Here is a 17,441-nt window from a genome sequence, read left to right as displayed (position 1 = left end):
TTCAATGCACTAAAGCGTCGCAGTGAATAGTAAGAGAATCGGTCATAATGCTGTGAAGGTAGGAGATGATGTTGGCTTTGGGGATTTTGTAAGCTCTGCCGATTCTAAAATGTTTGATTTTGTTTTCTTGCAGGAGCTTGTAAGCCGATTTGGTGCTAATGCCGCCTAGCATCTCGCAAAGTTGCGGAACATTGACGACATCGGGGTAATTTTGAAACATCAGTTTGAAAAGCTCAGGCGGGCACATACTAATAATCTCCTCTCTTAAATAAATTTTTTTATGTAGGAAGAAGGAGAAATGAGAGTAACAGAGAAATCATGTGGAAAAGGGAATGAATGCCTGTTTCAAGCTACAGGTGGCAAGCCTGCATCATAACTTCGGTTTTCCGAAGCTCCCCCTCATCCGAGCGGGCTGCCCCCAATACCGTGACGTTGGCCAGGCAGAAGTATCATTATCCCTCATGCCAGTTATCGCGATTCAACCCGCCACAGATTGATTTCAGCCGGTAGTTGGTCGCTCGTGTTAGAAACAGTCATGGCGCTACCGCTTCGTCGCTTCCGCTATTTACGGAGGCCGAGGAACGTACTTGAAATAGGCAGTATGAATTTGTCAAGGAACGTGATTTTAGAGAATGAACACAGGGAAGATCATCAATGATCTTCTACATACTTAAATGGGGTTTCCCGTCAAAAAAGCAACCAATGGTTGTACGATTATATGAGTTAAATAGCGAAAGTGCCTTTTTATGTTGGATGGACTACATGATAATGAAGGAGAGATCAGTATAAGCGGCAGGGAGACTGCGGAAAGATCATTTCAAATTCCAAGTAGTGATTTTAAAGATTTATGTCGTTTTTAGAATAGTTGACTTTTGATTATTTTGAAGTTCAGATTCCTTTCGAAGAACGAGCTTTAGAAAAGTAGAATACAATTGGGTACAACATGTGAGGGAAAGAGAATGGGAGTCATTTATTCCATTAGTTTTATGTTTGGCAACCTATTTGCTTATGCTCGATTACTTTCATTAGCAAAACTAGTTGTTCAAAAAAGGGATATCCAGCATTTATATTCATTTTTACTTATTCTATTATCGCATCTGGTCCCCGCAATAATTGTTGTAATGTTTTTTCAATCGAACGTGTCGATTTTTTATCATCTAATCATGATAGCTGCTTTAGTAATGACAGGAAATAGGTGGACAAAAATATGGTCTGAAGTGTTAGATAAGTTTGAAGAACAACTCGATCTCAATGAAAGCGAACCGCCCTTCAACCACACAAATATTAATCAAAGGTCAATTAAAGAGCAATTTATTTCGAGATTTAAGAAGCAGTTGATTTTATTCATTAACCGTATTTTAATCGTACTTTTTAAGCGCAAACTATTGATTGAAAAGTTGATGTCGGAAACTCTACTATTCCCTCCAAACAAACGAGTAGTAAAAATTTTTATGGATACCCAAGAACAGTTGGGGATGCACGGTATAGAGCTTTTTATAACAATTAGTAGTCGATCGCCAGGTTATGCATATTTAAAACCATGGTTCCGTAAAGGAAGGAACGCTGTTGTTTTAACGACTGAAGCTTGTGAAGAATTCTCAGATGAAGAGTTGAAAGCTTTAATTGCTCATGAATTGATACATATTAAGTATAAGGATTATGATTTTAAAAGTACTTTGTTTTCTACGAGTACAATTTTTTTGTTTATCGCTGGGATGCTCACTTATGTATATATCGTAGGCATTATTAGTGCGTACTTAGTCTATGTAGCACTTGTTTTGGTTTTAGCAATCCCTGTTATGATGATTGTTTTTTTGGGTATGTTAATTTACTTGCTGTACGCCAAACATGGATATTGGTATCAGATTCGAGAAATGCGTGCAGATAGAAAAGCATGTGAGTTAATTCCTGAAATCAGATTAGGGTTGATAAAGCTGCTTAAAAGAATGCAGAATGAAAATATGGAGACAAATATACCTTGGTATAGGAAGCTTCCGGAAAGATATAGCAGGTGGCATACACACCCTAGTTTAGACTACAGGATTCACTTACTTCAGAATTATAAGAAATGGTCATATAAAGAATATATAAGGCATTTCTTTCAGACATTAAAATGGGCAATTACTGGAAAAGGATGGAGTGGGGATTAATTGCTTATTGCAACGATGAGACTTAAAATGTCAATGCAAGAGTCGATTCCAAAATACAATTAGTAGCTCCATGGTATTTGGGTGGGGGAAAACTAATGATAGTCAGACTTCCCTCGATCCTTGGCAAATCGCTTATATATGGCCTACCTTTTTAATTTTCCTACCGGTTCCAGAATCCAATAACCGGACACCCCCTTCTCCAGTATTAAATTAGACTCGCTTCAATTCTCGACCGCACACCAACACCATCGGAAGAAAACGCCCACTTCTTCGGAAATACGATAACTAATAATAGATTTCTTGAATTTTATTATTGGGATGCTATAAACGATAGAATACAACAGATTGGTTTACGTGCTTATATTACCATATTTTCTGAAAATGGATTTATATGGATGAATTTTGAATAAATTTATTTAGGATTTGTTTATTTTCTTAGTTTTTGTAATAGTCGATCTAAAATGAAACCAACAAGATACCAGAAAACTAATGTGGTGAGATAAACTACCGTTATTGGAATATCTACTTTTCGTACAAAAAGAGAGGATTCGTATAACCAGACCAACGGACTAAATATGGCAAATAGTATGTTGTAGTCATCATTTCCCGAAATATTTACAATTATAATGAAAAATGAAATTAAAACTAACCAAAATCGAAATGATTTCATTAAAAAACGAAAGGGCTTCATAATTTATACCTCCAATTTACAAAAGCTCATCGTTTCCAAATGCAAACGATGAGCTTTTTTGGGTGTGCGCCCGGCATGGGCGATAACTCGGCGGTGAAAGTCCGCTACAGGCTTGGCAGTAGGAACTGCTAGCTGAAGGCAAGGGTGTCCGCCGCGAGGCGGAATCTGAAGGAAGCCGGAGGCAAACCCTCGGTCTGACGAACAGAAATCACATAGAAGGCATCATGGGACGGACGAGCTTGCACTACAAAGCAAAGTCCAATACTGCCCGAATCCCATGGTGTAAATGTGGCAGATAGATGAGGGGAAAGTTATCGCTCTTACCCGGGGAGGTCTCACAGACGACAAGTAGGAAAAAAAAAATCCGAAAGACGGAGTAAAGCTTGCTGTGAGAAGTCAGCAGAGGCCATAGTACCCGGAAGGTTTTTTTTCGGGGAAGGGCCGAACAATCGTAAGTCTCGAGTACATACCGAAAGGAGAGTCGACGCGATGAAAGCAGAATACCGAAAGGGCTACCTGCAAAGGGATAGCGTGGAACGCGAAGAGCATGCGGGAGTGCGGAGCGCCGGCATTCGGGAACGTAAAGAAAGAGGCGGTGCAACAGACCTGCTGGAGCAGATTCTGGACAGAGACAATTTGAACAGAGCCTACAAGCAGGTCAAACGCAACCATGGAGCGCCAGGAATCGACGGAATGACCGTAGAAGACGCGCTACCATGGCTGCAGGAACATAGAGACGAGCTGTTGCAAAAGATCCGGGAAGGCAGATACAAGCCCAGCCCGGTACGGCGCAAGGAAATTCCCAAAGCGGATGGAAGCGGAGTACGGAAGCTTGGAATACCCACGGTCGTGGACCGAGTGATTCAGCAGGCAGTCGCCCAGCAGCTCCAGCCCCTGTTCGAGCCGCTCTTCTCGGAGGAAAGCTATGGCTACCGCCCCGGTCGGAGCGCACAACAGGCCATTCGTAAGGTGAAAGATTATGCAGAACAGGGATACGGTTACGCAGTAGAAATCGACCTCTCCAAATACTTCGACACGCTGAATCATGAGCTGCTTATGCATCTTTTGCGCAAACAAATTCAGGACAGGCGCGTAACCGAGCTGATTAAGAGATATCTGAAAAGTGGGGTTATGGAGAACGGGGTGCACTGCAAAACAGAAGAAGGTTCCCCTCAGGGAGGCCCCCTGTCGCCGCTTCTGGCGAACATCTACCTGAACGAATTTGACCAAGAGATGAAAGGCCGCGGAGTGAACGTCATCCGCTATGCAGACGATATTGTGGTGCTTGCCAAAAGCAAACGGGCAGCGGTGCGGCTACTGGAATCCTGCGGGAAGTACCTCGAGACCAAACTGAGACTCCAGATAAATACGCAGAAAAGCAAGGTCGTTAGCGTAGTGGCCCGAAAGCACTTCAAATTTCTCGGCTTTGCCCTGGGAAAGAACAAGAATGGTGTGTACATCCGTGCCCATGGACAATCCCTCGCAAAAGCGAAGAAGAAGTTGAAAGAACTCACGAGTCGCAGCCAGGGCAGAAATGTTCGCCAAGTCATGGAAAAGGTGAAAGTCTACATTCGGGGATGGATTGGTTACTACTATGTGGCCGACATGAAACGGATCTTGCAAAGCTGGAGCGAATGGTTGCGAAGACGACTGCGGATGTACATCTGGAAACAGTGGAAAAAGCCGCGAACAAAAGCACAAAACCTGCGGAAGCTGGGGATACCGGAATGGCAGGCTTACCAGTGGGGCAATTCCCGTCTCGGGTACTGGCGCATCGCCGGAAGTCCAGTGTTGTCTCGTTCTATAACAAACAAAAAGCTCGTACAGGCAGGATATTATGACTTTCCTGCGCAATACGAGCGTCTACGTAAATTGCACTTATGCGGTTGAACCGCCGTATACCGAACGGTACGTACGGTGGTGTGAGAGGTCGGCTACTCATCTAATGAATAGCCTCCTACTCGATTAATGGATGGTGAAGGTAATACTGCAATGTAATGTATTCCTATTCCAGATAAGTAGTCAAGGCATGATACGGTGTCATTTTAACAGCACTTCTAAGAAGCTCTGTGGCTTTTTTTTCATTCATAAGGTGTTGCATGGGAGAAAGGGCCTGAATTAGTTCAGTCTTTAATTCTTTCAACTGAACAGGTTTATTGTCTAGGTGGATCAGAACATGCTTTTTTAAAACGGTTTTAATTGCAGTCACTTGATCAGGAGTTAATTCGTTTGCAATAATCCAATCCCAGAGCCGATACTCTTCTGGCTCAAGTACAATTTGCCGGAACAGTTGTAAGTATAATTCCAGTCGCTCAACCTTTTTTTCTAAGGCCTCAACTTTTTTTTCCATAGTTTCACTCATGTTGTTTAACCTCTCAATTATAAGAAAATTAATACTAAGACATTAGCGATCCTATTAGCGACAGAACTATTGATTGATCCACAGGTAACACTTATTATAGCTTGTACAATTGCGTTTTGTACAGTTCCTTCGAGAGCATCACCTAGACTTGCTACAAAGTCTAATTCATCCGCAATTTCCCCGACAGCTTTATCAACAAGCATCTTTTAATTTTGTGATAGTAATTAGTTACGCAATGAGTTAAAAAATCGAACGCTTATAACCATCATAAAAAAGAAAGGGGAAGCATAGGGGCTCCCCCTTTTCGACCAAGACGATAAAACTGATAATCTCCATAGGCTGCAATATCTATTTTTCGCTAGGTTGCCGCAATGAAGTCAACTGAAAATAGCAATTGTTTTAAATTTTAAAAGGAAAAATTGGGGGTGAGGATTCTTTTCGACTCCCTAATTTCAAGGGACCGCATTTATTTCACAAAAGCCTACTTGCAGGTGAAAAAAAGTATATAAAAACAAGCTCCGATTACTTATACAGCGCTTATTTATTATTTTAATGATAATACCGATTGAGATCGAAACGACGAACAGCAAGAATGAACTCCAGAATTAATTGTTGCTTGCAATCTTCATTAAGTCTCCCATTTTGTCTCGAGTATTTATTAATTAGCGGCTCGTAACGATGAATAAGTTCGGCTTCAGCCTGTGTATCACCGTTTTGAGCGGGTTGAATCAGATCTATAACTTCACGCATAAGCAATGCCCTCCTTTGATTAATGTTTTCATCACAATTAAAGAAGGAGGAGCACGCATGCGACAGTAAAAATTATGATTGAACCTCCAGGTGACTTTTAAGCTTCACCAATACATTCGATTTTGATTTAGTGATGGCCTGTCTCGTAACACCAATAAATTGAGCGACTTCTTTATCTGTTTTGTCCTGAAAAAATTTCAGATATAGCACCTTTTTTTCTGAGGAGCTCAAAGACTCAATGGCTTGTGAGAGTGCTGCATAATCTTCAAAAGTTATTGTAGTACTTGTCCGGATGTTAATGGCGATCTTTGGCTCACATTCATCAAACGGTACAAGAACAGAATCTCGATATAGCTTCTTGAAATAATCCCTGCTAGCGTGTTTAAGACATACTTTAATATAGTTGCTAAACCCTTTTTCAACTGCTTCACAAGCCCCAAGTTTTGAGCCCATTTGTACCTCTCCTTTCATTTGTCTCTTATTTGGTAAATAGGAACTAGGTGGCAAAAAGGCAACTCAAAAGACATAAAAATATCCCTCAGAACAACTAGAGACCATATTTGAGTTTGATCTCTAGAAATTGGAGGGATATATTATAGCTAAACTATGCGATTCTTTTATATGAAAAGTTATGTACTGTTCGAGTACACGCAGTTGAAGATCTGAATGCAGGAAGGACACCACAAACAACGAACCTGCCCTCCGTCAGTAAATACGTGTCCTAAAGGTGATTCAAATTCCGCTACCAATGGTACTTGACGACCCTGATTACTTTTTTAGAATAACAAATAATCTCTGGTTTTCCAACTGCTTGGTAGGTCTTTATATCTATAATGAATCAAGACTCCAGAATTTGATGGTGGTGTTATTGATCTGTCTTATATGCCTTACTCCGACGCACTAACAGCGGAAGAAAAGCAAATGGATGGAGAAAAATAAAATGAAATTGAATTCCGGTTCTGAATGAAATTCCTTTGTATGAAGCTACAAAATCCCTTTTATTCATGATTCAGTATATAATAAGATAAAATATACAAAGGTTAGGAATATGAAGAAATATTTGGGGGATAACTCATGAAAAGTACAGGGATTGTTCGGACGATAGATGAGTTGGGGCGTGTCGTGTTGCCCATTGAATTAAGGCGATTGTTGGAAATCGAAGAAAAGGACCCTATGGAGATTTTCGTTGATCATGATGCTAAGCAGATTATGTTTCGCAAGTATCAGGGACAAACATGCATATTCTGTCAAATCCTCAATCTGCATGCCCATGAATGACGAACATCGGAAAGCCGTATGAGGGAAAACCTCACGTACGGTTTGATGGGGGCAGAAAATCATATGCCCTTTACTCTTGCGGAAAATCAGTGGGCCAATCCATTTTTTGGAGCTAGCGAGGGCTTACATCCCGGATCAGTAGTATGTCGTTAACGATCGAGCTTATTTAACCGAAAAGACGGGATTTCAATTTCTAACAGTTGAATTCACGCTTGTTTGGGTGAAAAAGGCTAGAATTAATTTATTCGCCGATTATTCTTATTTGCTGAAACATTTGTCCGTGGAGCGTGTTTAGTAGTTAAATTCAACCAACGCCCCCGAGAGCAGTATTAATACTAACGTTGTCAGCGTTCAAGGAAAAGGCGAGATTACCGTGAAGCCGGATGTGGCTTATTTGTCCATCGGCGTCGTCACCAAAGCGAAAACAGCCCAGGAAGCGAAGAAATCGAACAGCGAGAAAGCGGCCAAACTGACCAAACTGCTCAAGGAAACTTGTGGCATTAATAAAAAAATATCTAAGCCAGTCAATTCTCGGTCCGCCCCGATTATACGTATAACGATAAAACGGGAGCGGAATCCATCAGCGGGTATATGGCCTGTTATTCGCTGGATGTGACCTACCGCAACCTGGATAAGGTAGGAGAGCTCCTGGATGCGACTTCCGCTGCCGGGGGCCAATCAAATCGAAGACATCCGCTTTGGCACCGAGAAACCGGATCAATACGAAGAGGAAGTCATCCAAAAAGCAATGGCCGATGCGGGCCGGAAAGCGGGCATCCTTGTCAAAGCGGTTGGCCTCACCTTGGGTCAGGCGGTAAGCATCAACATGGAGAACGCCAGCATGCCGAGCATTTCGGTGCAGTACAAGACGGTTAACGAGGCTGCCATGGACAGTGCGGGAAGTGCCCACGTAGAAGCAGGAGAAATCGAAGTGCAAGCAATGATCAACGTGGTTTATGAGATGAAGTAACTATCAATATTTATAGTTGCCGACCTATGAGCGACTAAAAGGTAAAGTTCGCCCAAACTGTGAAATGATGAGGGTTAATTCTTACAATGTTTAAGTGATAGACGGTTAAAGTTGTCAGGCATTCATTAATCCAATTTTGGAAAACAGGACTTGAATTGGGTATACTTCCCTTTTATAATTATACTGTACCAATTGCTGGTGGTGGAAACTAAATAAGGGTAGTTGGAGGTGTCTTTGGGAGGGAATAAAGTTTTTAAATAGTGCCAAGCCACTAGTGATGCTAAGTAAATAGGAAAGGGGACAGGACAAATGAGGGGACTACGGAAACGATTAACTGCAATTTCAATACTCGCATTAATCTTAAGTTTTTCATTTGTGTCAAATGCAAGTGCTTGGTTGGAATATAGCGCCGGTATTAGTTATGGTTGTAGTCGGGACTATGTTCAGGGTGCTGTATCAGCGGATGACGGCCCAGGAGACCCAGTTTATGTATATACTCGCGTCTATTTTGAATTTTATCAGGACGGTGAATTTGTAGGCTCAAAAGAAGATGATGGTTATCCGGCATCTGGAGCCAAAACGGCATATTGCACGCACCCTAGTTCGTCAAGTTACTGGATGCCGTACAATATCTACCGTGAGACGGATTCAGGTGAAGGTGACGATTTCGGCGGTAATGAATACTGGCCATAAGGAGATGATTTCCAATGAAAGCTAAAAAAATAATAGCCTTGCTTTCCACAGTTTCTATATTGGCAATCGGTTTTGCATCCTACTCATTTGCAAGCAATGATCAAGAACAGGTGGAAATAAATGATCAGAAACCTTATACCGATATTAAACCACAGTTACTGGATGAAAAAGCAGAAGTTCGCGATCACAAACCTTTTACTGAAGTCACAAAACCGGAAGTATTGGATTTTTTGAACAAGAGTTGGGAAAAGGGAAAGAACAAGTTAATAGAGATTAAAGGTGAAAAGATTAAAGATTGGAAATTAATAAATGTTGGTGATGTCGATATTGAATTTGTCAAAAATCTTAGTAAAGAAGAAGCCAGCTCATTTAATAAGGCTTTTTTCAGTGAAGAGAGAAAGAACTCTTTGCAAGTTGGTGATCGTTTTCCAGCCCTTCTCTTAAGCAACTCCTCTGATGAAGCCATACTATTTTGGGAACGTAAAAATGGCAATATTGTTTATATTGAATTGTCCAAATCAACCGGTACCAAAAGTGTCAACGGAACAGGCAGTTGGTCTAATGGAACGGCCACAGAACTCCGATAATTTTCTGATAAAAAGATGCTGCTAAAGAAATAGTCAGTTGTGGCTATTTCGGTACAGTTAATTAGTTAAAACCACCCGCATAGGGTGGTTTAGTTTTTTATTTTAGGCCACGGTCGAAGGTCTGATGAAAAATGATAACGGAGTTTTGCAGAGACAGCTAAGCGTCACCTCCAACGAGAAGGTAAAAAACATCATCGCAGAAGGGAATTTTGTTACAAAAATAAACAAAGAGCAGAGTTCTCCCGGCTCTGCTCTATTTTACTTTACCCAGTTTACCGCATTATTGACTTCCTTTCTACAAGGAATGGTTGGCCTGGTTAAACATTCTGAGAAGGGGAAATTTTTTTCTGGTAATGACAGTTCTGTTCGCTTGGTCAGGAAGGGTTTACCATTTCAATTTGTTTTTCATATTCAAGCAGCGGAACCCGACAAATGGTAACGAGCAGATAACCGGGGAAGTTATCCTTCTGCGATGAATGAAGCGACTCATACCATGAACGGAAGGCTGTTTTAACAGGTTCGGACTCATGAATGAAATCGAGAAAAGCAAGGCTGTCAAGAAACCCGGTGTGCTTCTCTTCCAGAAATACAAGCCCGCTCCGTTCGGCAACGGTCCGCAAGCTAGTCACCGGATGTTCTTTGCCGTACATCCATGTTCCTTCTTTTTCCGCGATCGCTTTCCCCACCACATAAGGCAAGCATCTCGCGTTTGGCGTCATCACCAGTATTGTCCCTCCCGGCTTGGTAATCCGGGCCATTTCCCGCAGCATCGCGACTTGCTCATCCTCTTCGAAGTGTTCAAGCACACCGGCATTCCAGGTCAAGTCGAATCGGGCATCTGGAAGTCCGGTATTCCGAATGTCGGCTTGAAGAAAGGTCGCGGGGACATGTCTCTCGAAAAAGGCTTGCCGGCTGTTTCTCAGGGCTTGTTCCGAAAGGTCGATCAAAGTTACGTTAGCACCTTCTTCCGCCAGTTTTAAGGAGACTTTGCCCGTCCCCGAACCAGCTTCAGCAATTTGTACACGGTCATTCAAGGTGATTACTTCTCGAATTTGCTCGTAGATCGTTTGGCTGAGCTAATCCCACTCGTAAGAGACATTTCCCGACCAAATTCGATCCCAAACCTGATTCTGATATGTCCCTTGCATTTCGCAAGTCATAAGTTCCTCACTCTTTCTCAAAGGGATGTATTTATGGAAGAGATCCCGGAAGCCGGAATGATCTCCATGAAGGCGGGACAATTGCCGGAAACCGTAAGCACCATACTGGCTTGCCAGACCTTCTTCGTTGCGAAGAACTTCCGTTCCAAAATTGGGCAAAGACATGCGCTGAGCGAGCGTGGCGTGGTAAACCCAACTGGATAAACAGCATTTGGGGCGCCATCCGCTACGGGTGCCCATGTAGTAGGCATAAGCCAACAACAGACTGTCATCCTCGAATCCCTGTGTGCCCTGCAAAAAACGAACATCGTAACCCCCAAACTCGCGGAGAAGCTCAGCACGATGCAGGACCGGATGTACAAATCCCGGTTTCAGCCCCTCCCGAGGCAATTGCTCCAGAAGCTGCAAAATGGCTTCGGGCGAAGAGGGAAGATCGATCCGTTTTCCCAGCGGCTGCAGCTCTCCGTAGGCCGTTAGAAGGCCTGGACAAATCATGGGTTCATCGGATGACGTTAAGAAAGAAATTAGAGGTGCATACCAATTCCGAGGAAACAGCATGTCGACGTGAATCTCCGATATAAACGGAACACTCGGATATTGCTGCTCGATATAGTTGAAGCATGCCTGGCGGGCGAACGCGATCCCATCATTGTTGCCGCTTCCGAGAATGTCGGCCGACACTTCGCTTCGTGTGACTAGGGATTCCACTTCCTCGAATGACAGCGATCCTTGGTTGTAAATGACAACATGATGGTCGCGGGAAGCGCCAAGGCTTTTCAAGCACTCGAAAGCCATCGCGATGTCCGCTTCCCGGTTTTCCGGGCGGATGAACAAGGGCAACGTATGAATAACATCCATTTCAGTTGTTATCTCCTTTCATTGCGATAAGCCGCTTACTCAGTCCATTCCACCAAATTCGGCACGGGATCTAAAATCGAGTCGTATTGTTCCCGCCAGCCGTAAGCGCCGCCGGGATCCAGCTCCCGGTAGCGGTGCAGCTTTTCGTGCCGATCCTCTTCCTTGGCCCAGCCGAAGTGCTTCACTCGAAGGGGAGAAAGCCGATGCGGCAATTCAAATATATTTGCGGGAAATCGGCCGCAGTGCTGAGGCGTTTCTTTCCAACGGTAGGTGAAGGATGGGCGGTAACGAACCAGAAACGGACGGTAGGTCAAATGCGAACGCCAGTAGGCGTCTTCCCGGTAATGCGTTGCGTTCCAAAAATCGTATAAACGGAAACAGAACACATCCGTCTCGTTTTGCTGAAGCATTCCTTCGATTTCTTCGGCGAAGCGCCGTTCAAACCATTCATCGGCATCCAGATTAAGAATCCATGTTGGATCGGTACGAATCGTCTCCTGCCATTGCTGCCGGCGCAGCTCGACTTCATTGTCGAATTTGGACCTTGAGTTGCGGACGAGTTTGACGGGAAGTCCCTGCAGCGTATCCATAACCACATCAACCGACTCATCGGTGCTTCCGTCGTCAATGACGACCGCTTGACCGATATAGGCGCTATGTTCTTGCAAGGCTTGCTTCAGATACCGTCCGGCCTCGTTTCTCACGATCATTGACAAGGTGAGGGGGAGGTGACGGCGAAGGAAATCCGCGCATCCGGACCCATCCGGTTGGCTCGCGGAAGGAATTGCTGCCTTAGTGTTTTTTTCGGATCGGACAGGAATGGGGGTTGGCTTCTCATAATGAGCAAGAAAGTCGTCGGCCCCAGGCAAATCGCTATTCCGATAAATGTGGTACGCGGGAAAATGAGTATCCGCATATAAAGACAAGCCAAGAGCGGCGGCACGGATGCAAAAATGACGGTCTTCACCCCAGAACGACAAATTCGGAATCGGCCGAAAGTTCACGCCGGCATCCAGTGCCCGTCTGCCGATCAAGGTGCAAGCGCCCAGTCCTCCTACTTCATAAAACCCCGGAGTACGCAGCATGTCTATGAACGATTTATATCGCTCTGCAATTTGTTCATCGTTAAGCTGCTCGCCCCGTTTTTGCACCCACTGGGTGTACTCATCTTGCAACCAAACCTGGGGCTGGGGTTCGGCCTCGGGCTGCCACCGGGTCCAGAACACTTCCGAAACGATGTCCACCTTGGCCTCCAGAAGCTGTTCTATCGTATGCGGGTGAAGCAGAATATCCGAATCGACGAGAAAAAGGCCGTCGAATTGCTGCTCTCGGGCATGCTGAATAAATATATTTTTATAACCCGCCACTTTCCAGACTAAATGCTCGTTCCAATAATGAGTTGTGTCGTTGCGGATGTAATCGGAGGACGAGGTCATCCGCTTGATGATCGTTCCGGCGTGATGAGAAGAAAATTTTTGAAGCAGTTCGGCAGATGCCGGATCGTCGTTATCGTCGATAAAAAAGAAGACAGCCTCATAGGAAGTTCGTTCAAGGTTCGCGAGCGAGGCTAGAAATCTTTGGAGAATTTCGGGCTGCTGGCGGATCGGACTTCCAATCAAAATACGAAGTATTCCCCCGCTCATGAAGACATTCCCCCTGCTGCTGCTTCAAGGGGCTGCTCAAGTCTCGTTCGGAAGTATTCCCGGTTCTTCAGCATCCGCGGGTCCTCCGGCCGGTAATGCAGGGCAAGTTCATTGTGCTGGGAAGCAAGTTCGTATTTGCCGATCCGGTCGTAGCATACGCTTAATTGCAAATGCGGCAGCCAGGTCCAGAAGGCGGGATTGGCAAATCCTAAGTGATCATCCTCCGGTTTTGCTTGAATCGCCGACCTATACCAGAAAATAGCGGCTTTATAGTTTTGTTCGTTAAGAAAATGGTACCCGAGCCTACAGCAGAATTCAGCCCGTGGGTGGTCATATTGCAAGGAACGCAGGGTAGCTTCCAGCTCTGATTGGCGGTCCCCCAAGGCATGGTAACAGTCGGCCAGCTTGCCGCAGGCTGAAATATTATCTTCGATCCAGCCCTTGCCTCCGTTCAAGAACGTCTCATAATACCGGATTGCTTTGCGGTGAAACCCGTGATCCTTTAGTTCGTTAGCATAATAATAGATATCCCTGGGAGTGAGTTCTTCTTCTACGGACAGGCGGCGTTCATATATTTTTAAATTGCGATCCGAATCTTTCCCGTCATTTTTGCTGAGATGGGTAATGGCGATATCGCTGTGTACGGTATGGCCGCCGACTTCCAAGTATTCATGAACCGGGCCGATCCAGCGGAAATTCCGTGATCGCCGGACGAGCCGGTTACGCCTCAGACTGAACGTAACGTTCCCGTACTCGTCCTTGCTAAGATGATACAACATGGTAACGGAATCCGCGTTAGGATCAAGCGTTTGCTTTAATTCGCGCAGTTTGTCCCGGTCCGCCGGCTCGATGACATCATCCGCGTCCAGCCAAAGAATAAAATCCATCGTCGCCTGTTCGAAGGCGTAATTCCGTGCGGCGGCAAAATCGTCGACCCAGTTGAACGTATAAAACTGCGAGGTAAAACGGCTGACAACGGATTTAGTGTCGTCAGTCGAACCGGTATCGACAATCACAATTTCATCGACGAGGTCAGCCGCCGTTTCCAGGCATCGCCCGATGGCAGCTTCTTCGTTCTTCACGATCATGCACAGGCTTATAGTAATCACTCCATGCCCTCCATCTAGGTCGAGTTAATCTAAATTACTGCTATGTATTCAGAAATTGCCTAACTGGTTACTGGTACATCTGGTGTGAGTGTCGTTACGGTGTTTTTAAATTGAATATAGGTTAACACCGTGGTGATATTCGCCTCCCAACCATAGACTATTATGATACATGGAAGTTCTGGGCTAACCGAATAAATCAGCTAGATGGGGGAGGATTAATGACCAGCCGACGAAGTTTTAACCAATTGTTGAAAGATGCTAATTGTCGTTTATACAAAGCAGAGCGTTTTTTAAATTGCGGAAAAGTTAAGCAAGCAAGAAATGATATTGTCGATTCCATTAACATTTTGAGTCGTGCGCTTGTGAGTTTAAAACGCAGGAGAGCTAAGAAAAAAATGAGGAAGAGTACAACATGAATAACATGGAACGCTCGGGGAAAAAGGGGATAAGAAAAATAAAATTAACCAGGAGGTTACTGCGAGTAGCGAAGAAACTTGCAAAACAACAAAAAATAAGCTCAGCTAAGCGGAAAGTTGCAAAATCTCTTCTTTATCTAAGTCAAGCATTAAGATGTATCGATATGCATGAAATAAGAAAGATAAAGGAGCGAACAAGACCATTACAAGTGGGTGCTCCCCCAACGAAAGCACCTGGACCAGTTGGTGTACCAGGGCCGACCGGTTCCACTGGCCCTAACGGAGGGCTAAGTCTCGGACAGCATCTTTTTAATGTTATCGGCACGACGGGGGCGGCCAGTGTTGGGGCTGGGGAGAAGATAACGTTCTTGTCTGATACCTTGGAAATTGAAGTAACCCCGGGATCGGCAAATGTAAGAATAGAAGATCCGGTGCCAGGGGCAGGAGCTATAGGGGCAACTGGATCGACGGGTGCTACAGGAGCCACAGGTGCTACAGGAGCAACAGGAGCAACGGGAGCGACGGGGCCGACTGGAGCAACTGGAGGGACTGGTGCAACAGGAGCGACAGGTGCCACGGGTGAAACAGGAGCCACGGGCGCGACGGGAGCAACAGGAGCAACTGGATCGACGGGTGCTACAGGAGCCACAGGTGCTACAGGAGCTACGGGAGCCACGGGAGCCACGGGAGCGACAGGAGCAACAGGAGCCACGGGACCAACAGGAGCCACAGGAGCACAGGAGCAACAGGAGCCACGGGAGCCACCGGAGCCACAGGAGCAACAGGTGCCACAGGAGCGACGGGTGCCACGGGAGCGACAGGTGCGACAGGGGCAACGGGAGCGACCGGAGAAACTGGAGCAACGGGAGCGACAGGAGTAACGGGAGCAACCGGAGCAACAGGGGCAACAGGAGAAACGGGGGCAACAGGAGGAACAGGAGCTACGGGAGCAACAGGTGCAACGGGTCCGACTGGAGCAACAGGAGCGACAGGAGCCACGGGAGCCACGGGAGCAACTGGAGAGACTGGAGCAACTGGAGAGACTGGTGCCACAGGTGCCACGGGAGCGACAGGAGCGACGGGTCCGACTGGAGCAACTGGAGAGACTGGAGAGACTGGAGCAACGGGAGCCACAGGAGCAACAGGAGCTACGGGAGCAACGGGAGCGACGGGTCCGACTGGAGCAACTGGAGAGACTGGAGCAACGGGAGCAACAGGTGCCACAGGAGCAACGGGTCCGACTGGAGCAACTGGAGAGACTGGAGCAACAGGAGCGACGGGTGCTACAGGAGCAACTGGTGCCACGGGTGCGACAGGAGCAACAGGAGTGACGGGTCCGGCTGGAGCAACTGGAGAGACTGGAGCAACAGGTGCCACAGGAGCGACGGGAGCAACGGGAGCGACGGGAGCAACAGGTGCCACAGGAGCGACGGGAGCGACGGGAGCAACAGGTGCCACAGGAGCGACGGGAGCTACGGGAGCAACGGGTGCAACGGGAGCGACAGGAGCAACAGGAGCAACAGGTGCCACAGGAGCGACGGGTGCCACGGGAGCGACAGGTGCGACAGGGGCAACAGGAGCAACCGGAGCAACGGGAGCCACAGGGGCAACAGGAACAACAGGAGCCACAGGAGCGACCGGAGAAACTGGAGCAACGGGAGCAACGGGAGCCACAGGGGCAACCGGAGCAACAGGGGCAACAGGAGAAACGGGGGCAACAGGAGGAACAGGAGCTACGGGAGCAACAGGTGCAACGGGTCCGACTGGAGCAACTGGAGAGACTGGAGCAACAGGAGCGACAGGAGCCACGGGAGCAACTGGAGAGACTGGAGCAACTGGAGAGACTGGTGCCACAGGTGCAACGGGTGCGACAGGTGTGAACAGGGGCAACTGGATCGACGGGAGCAACAGGAGCGACCGGAGCAACAGGAGGAACGGGAGCCACAGGAGCAACAGGGGAAACGGGAGCAACTGGAGCCACGGGTGCAACTGGAGCAACGGGAGAGACAGGAGCAACAGGAGCGACAGGTGCAACGGGAGCCACAGGGGCAACCGGAGCAACAGGTGCAACAGGAGCGACCGGAGCAACAGGAGCGACCGGAGCAACAGGTGCAACAGGAGCCACAGGAGCCACAGGTGCAACAGGAGCAACAGGAGCAACAGGAGCCACTGGTGTAACAGGGTCTTTTTGAGAATTTCAAGTATCTGAAAATTCACCTAATACAACAGGTAGTTCAGCTATCCCAATCACCACAGTTGCAACCACCTTGAAAACAATCACAATTACTGGAGTAACAGCAGGAAGCAGTGTTTGGTTAACCGGAATTGTCGGATGGGAATCAACGGCAGGAGCTACTGCAATTCAGCTACAAATTCTTCGTGGGGCGACTATAATTTTCAGCATTAATCAACATGCAACTGCAAATAACACATTTGAAGTCACCAGTGTCGATCATGTAGATTTAACCCCCGGAACAGGAAATATTACGTATTCCTTAGATGCTTTAACTTTGGAAGGTACTGCGAATGCTATTGGAGCCATTACTTTTACCGGGGCATTGATTTAGGCACAAAAAGTGATGCTGTCTTGCCATAATTTTATGCAGCAATCCTTGTGTATACTTTATTTAATTAAGCAAAAAACCGCCTCTGAATTGTGATCAGAAGCGGTTTTTTATTTTGTCTTGTTCGCCATCAACATTAAAGGAAGATTTGGAGACATCGGAGCGGGTTAGTTAGCTTTGGTACTGCTGTCCTGAAAGAATTTTACATCA

General features: G+C 46.1%; 16 protein-coding genes and 2 pseudogenes. 10 read left to right on the top strand and 8 right to left on the bottom strand.

Going from position 1 to position 17,441, the window contains the following annotated elements; genetic code table 11:
- Position 1: 1 nt before the first annotated feature.
- Positions 2-247 (bottom strand): helix-turn-helix domain-containing protein, encoded by a 246-nt coding sequence (locus tag DYE26_RS11950; RefSeq protein WP_036624211.1) that lies wholly within the window; start codon positions 245-247, stop codon positions 2-4.
- Between the two features lie 712 nt (positions 248-959).
- Between DYE26_RS11950 and DYE26_RS11945 the strand changes: the two genes are divergently transcribed.
- Positions 960-2,150, top strand: coding sequence for a M48 family metalloprotease (locus DYE26_RS11945; protein WP_036624210.1), 1,191 nt, complete (start codon positions 960-962; stop codon positions 2,148-2,150).
- A gap of 1,180 nt (positions 2,151-3,330) precedes the next feature.
- Positions 3,331-4,731 carry a group II intron reverse transcriptase/maturase gene (gene ltrA, locus DYE26_RS11935; protein WP_036624208.1) on the top strand — a complete coding sequence of 467 codons (1,401 nt, stop codon included), beginning with the start codon at positions 3,331-3,333 and terminating at the stop codon, positions 4,729-4,731.
- Between the two features lie 115 nt (positions 4,732-4,846).
- Here ltrA and DYE26_RS11930 read toward each other — a convergent pair whose 3' ends face one another.
- The 3 genes from DYE26_RS11930 to DYE26_RS11920 form a co-directional block, all read right to left on the bottom strand.
- A complete protein-coding gene (locus DYE26_RS11930) occupies positions 4,847-5,203 on the bottom strand; it encodes a hypothetical protein (protein WP_036624207.1) in 357 nt (118 codons plus the stop codon).
- A 549-nt stretch (positions 5,204-5,752) separates the two neighbouring features.
- Entirely contained in the window at positions 5,753-5,953 is a 201-nt protein-coding gene (locus tag DYE26_RS11925; RefSeq protein ID WP_036624206.1) for a helix-turn-helix domain-containing protein, read from the bottom strand.
- Positions 5,954-6,025: 72 nt separating this feature from the next.
- Positions 6,026-6,406, bottom strand: a complete 381-nt coding sequence (locus DYE26_RS11920; protein ID WP_036624205.1) for a sigma-70 family RNA polymerase sigma factor — start codon at positions 6,404-6,406, stop codon at positions 6,026-6,028.
- 621 nt (positions 6,407-7,027) lie between these two features.
- Between DYE26_RS11920 and DYE26_RS11915 the strand changes: the two genes are divergently transcribed.
- The 5 genes and pseudogenes from DYE26_RS11915 to DYE26_RS11900 all read left to right on the top strand — a co-directional run bounded on the left by DYE26_RS11915 (position 7,028) and on the right by DYE26_RS11900 (position 9,481).
- Positions 7,028-7,231 carry an AbrB/MazE/SpoVT family DNA-binding domain-containing protein gene (locus tag DYE26_RS11915; protein WP_051985580.1) on the top strand — a complete coding sequence of 68 codons (204 nt, stop codon included), beginning with the start codon at positions 7,028-7,030 and terminating at the stop codon, positions 7,229-7,231.
- A 328-nt stretch (positions 7,232-7,559) separates the two neighbouring features.
- Positions 7,560-7,730, top strand: a pseudogene (locus tag DYE26_RS34850) (SIMPL domain-containing protein); the annotation flags it as partial.
- 153 nt (positions 7,731-7,883) lie between these two features.
- Positions 7,884-8,201, top strand: a complete 318-nt coding sequence (locus DYE26_RS34680) for an SIMPL domain-containing protein (RefSeq protein ID WP_051985578.1) — start codon at positions 7,884-7,886, stop codon at positions 8,199-8,201.
- A gap of 309 nt (positions 8,202-8,510) precedes the next feature.
- Entirely contained in the window at positions 8,511-8,894 is a 384-nt protein-coding gene (locus DYE26_RS33130; protein WP_127463418.1) for a hypothetical protein, read from the top strand.
- Between the two features lie 14 nt (positions 8,895-8,908).
- Complete coding sequence (locus DYE26_RS11900) at positions 8,909-9,481, top strand: hypothetical protein (protein ID WP_036624204.1); 573 nt, start codon at positions 8,909-8,911, stop codon at positions 9,479-9,481.
- A gap of 374 nt (positions 9,482-9,855) precedes the next feature.
- Here DYE26_RS11900 and DYE26_RS11895 read toward each other — a convergent pair whose 3' ends face one another.
- Genes DYE26_RS11895 through DYE26_RS11880 form a run of 4 tightly spaced genes read right to left on the bottom strand, consistent with a single transcriptional unit; the run spans position 9,856 to position 14,251 of the window.
- Entirely contained in the window at positions 9,856-10,521 is a 666-nt protein-coding gene (locus tag DYE26_RS11895; protein WP_115311215.1) for a class I SAM-dependent methyltransferase, read from the bottom strand.
- Between the two features lie 36 nt (positions 10,522-10,557).
- Positions 10,558-11,499: a hypothetical protein gene (locus tag DYE26_RS11890; RefSeq protein WP_063836319.1), complete on the bottom strand. Its 942-nt coding sequence runs from the start codon at positions 11,497-11,499 to the stop codon at positions 10,558-10,560.
- A 35-nt stretch (positions 11,500-11,534) separates the two neighbouring features.
- Positions 11,535-13,142, bottom strand: a complete 1,608-nt coding sequence (locus DYE26_RS11885) for a glycosyltransferase family 2 protein (RefSeq protein ID WP_036624203.1) — start codon at positions 13,140-13,142, stop codon at positions 11,535-11,537.
- Positions 13,139-14,251: a tetratricopeptide repeat-containing glycosyltransferase family 2 protein gene (locus DYE26_RS11880; protein WP_036624202.1), complete on the bottom strand. Its 1,113-nt coding sequence runs from the start codon at positions 14,249-14,251 to the stop codon at positions 13,139-13,141. Before DYE26_RS11880 ends, DYE26_RS11885 begins: the two co-directional genes overlap by 4 nt.
- 218 nt (positions 14,252-14,469) lie before the next feature.
- Between DYE26_RS11880 and DYE26_RS33125 the strand changes: the two genes are divergently transcribed.
- From DYE26_RS33125 to DYE26_RS33790, 3 genes and pseudogenes are all read left to right on the top strand, one after another.
- Complete coding sequence (locus DYE26_RS33125) at positions 14,470-14,667, top strand: hypothetical protein (protein WP_127463417.1); 198 nt, start codon at positions 14,470-14,472, stop codon at positions 14,665-14,667.
- A gap of 209 nt (positions 14,668-14,876) precedes the next feature.
- Positions 14,877-16,859, top strand: a pseudogene (locus tag DYE26_RS11875) (collagen-like protein).
- A gap of 75 nt (positions 16,860-16,934) precedes the next feature.
- Positions 16,935-17,234, top strand: coding sequence for a hypothetical protein (locus DYE26_RS33790; RefSeq protein ID WP_176599715.1), 300 nt, complete (start codon positions 16,935-16,937; stop codon positions 17,232-17,234).
- Positions 17,235-17,441 lie beyond the last annotated feature (207 nt).

This window comes from Paenibacillus macerans (genome assembly GCF_900454495.1).
Lineage (GTDB): Bacteria > Bacillota > Bacilli > Paenibacillales > Paenibacillaceae > Fontibacillus > Fontibacillus macerans.
The sequence above is the reverse complement of the archived record's forward strand: the minus strand, read 5'-3'. Positions and strand labels throughout refer to the sequence as shown.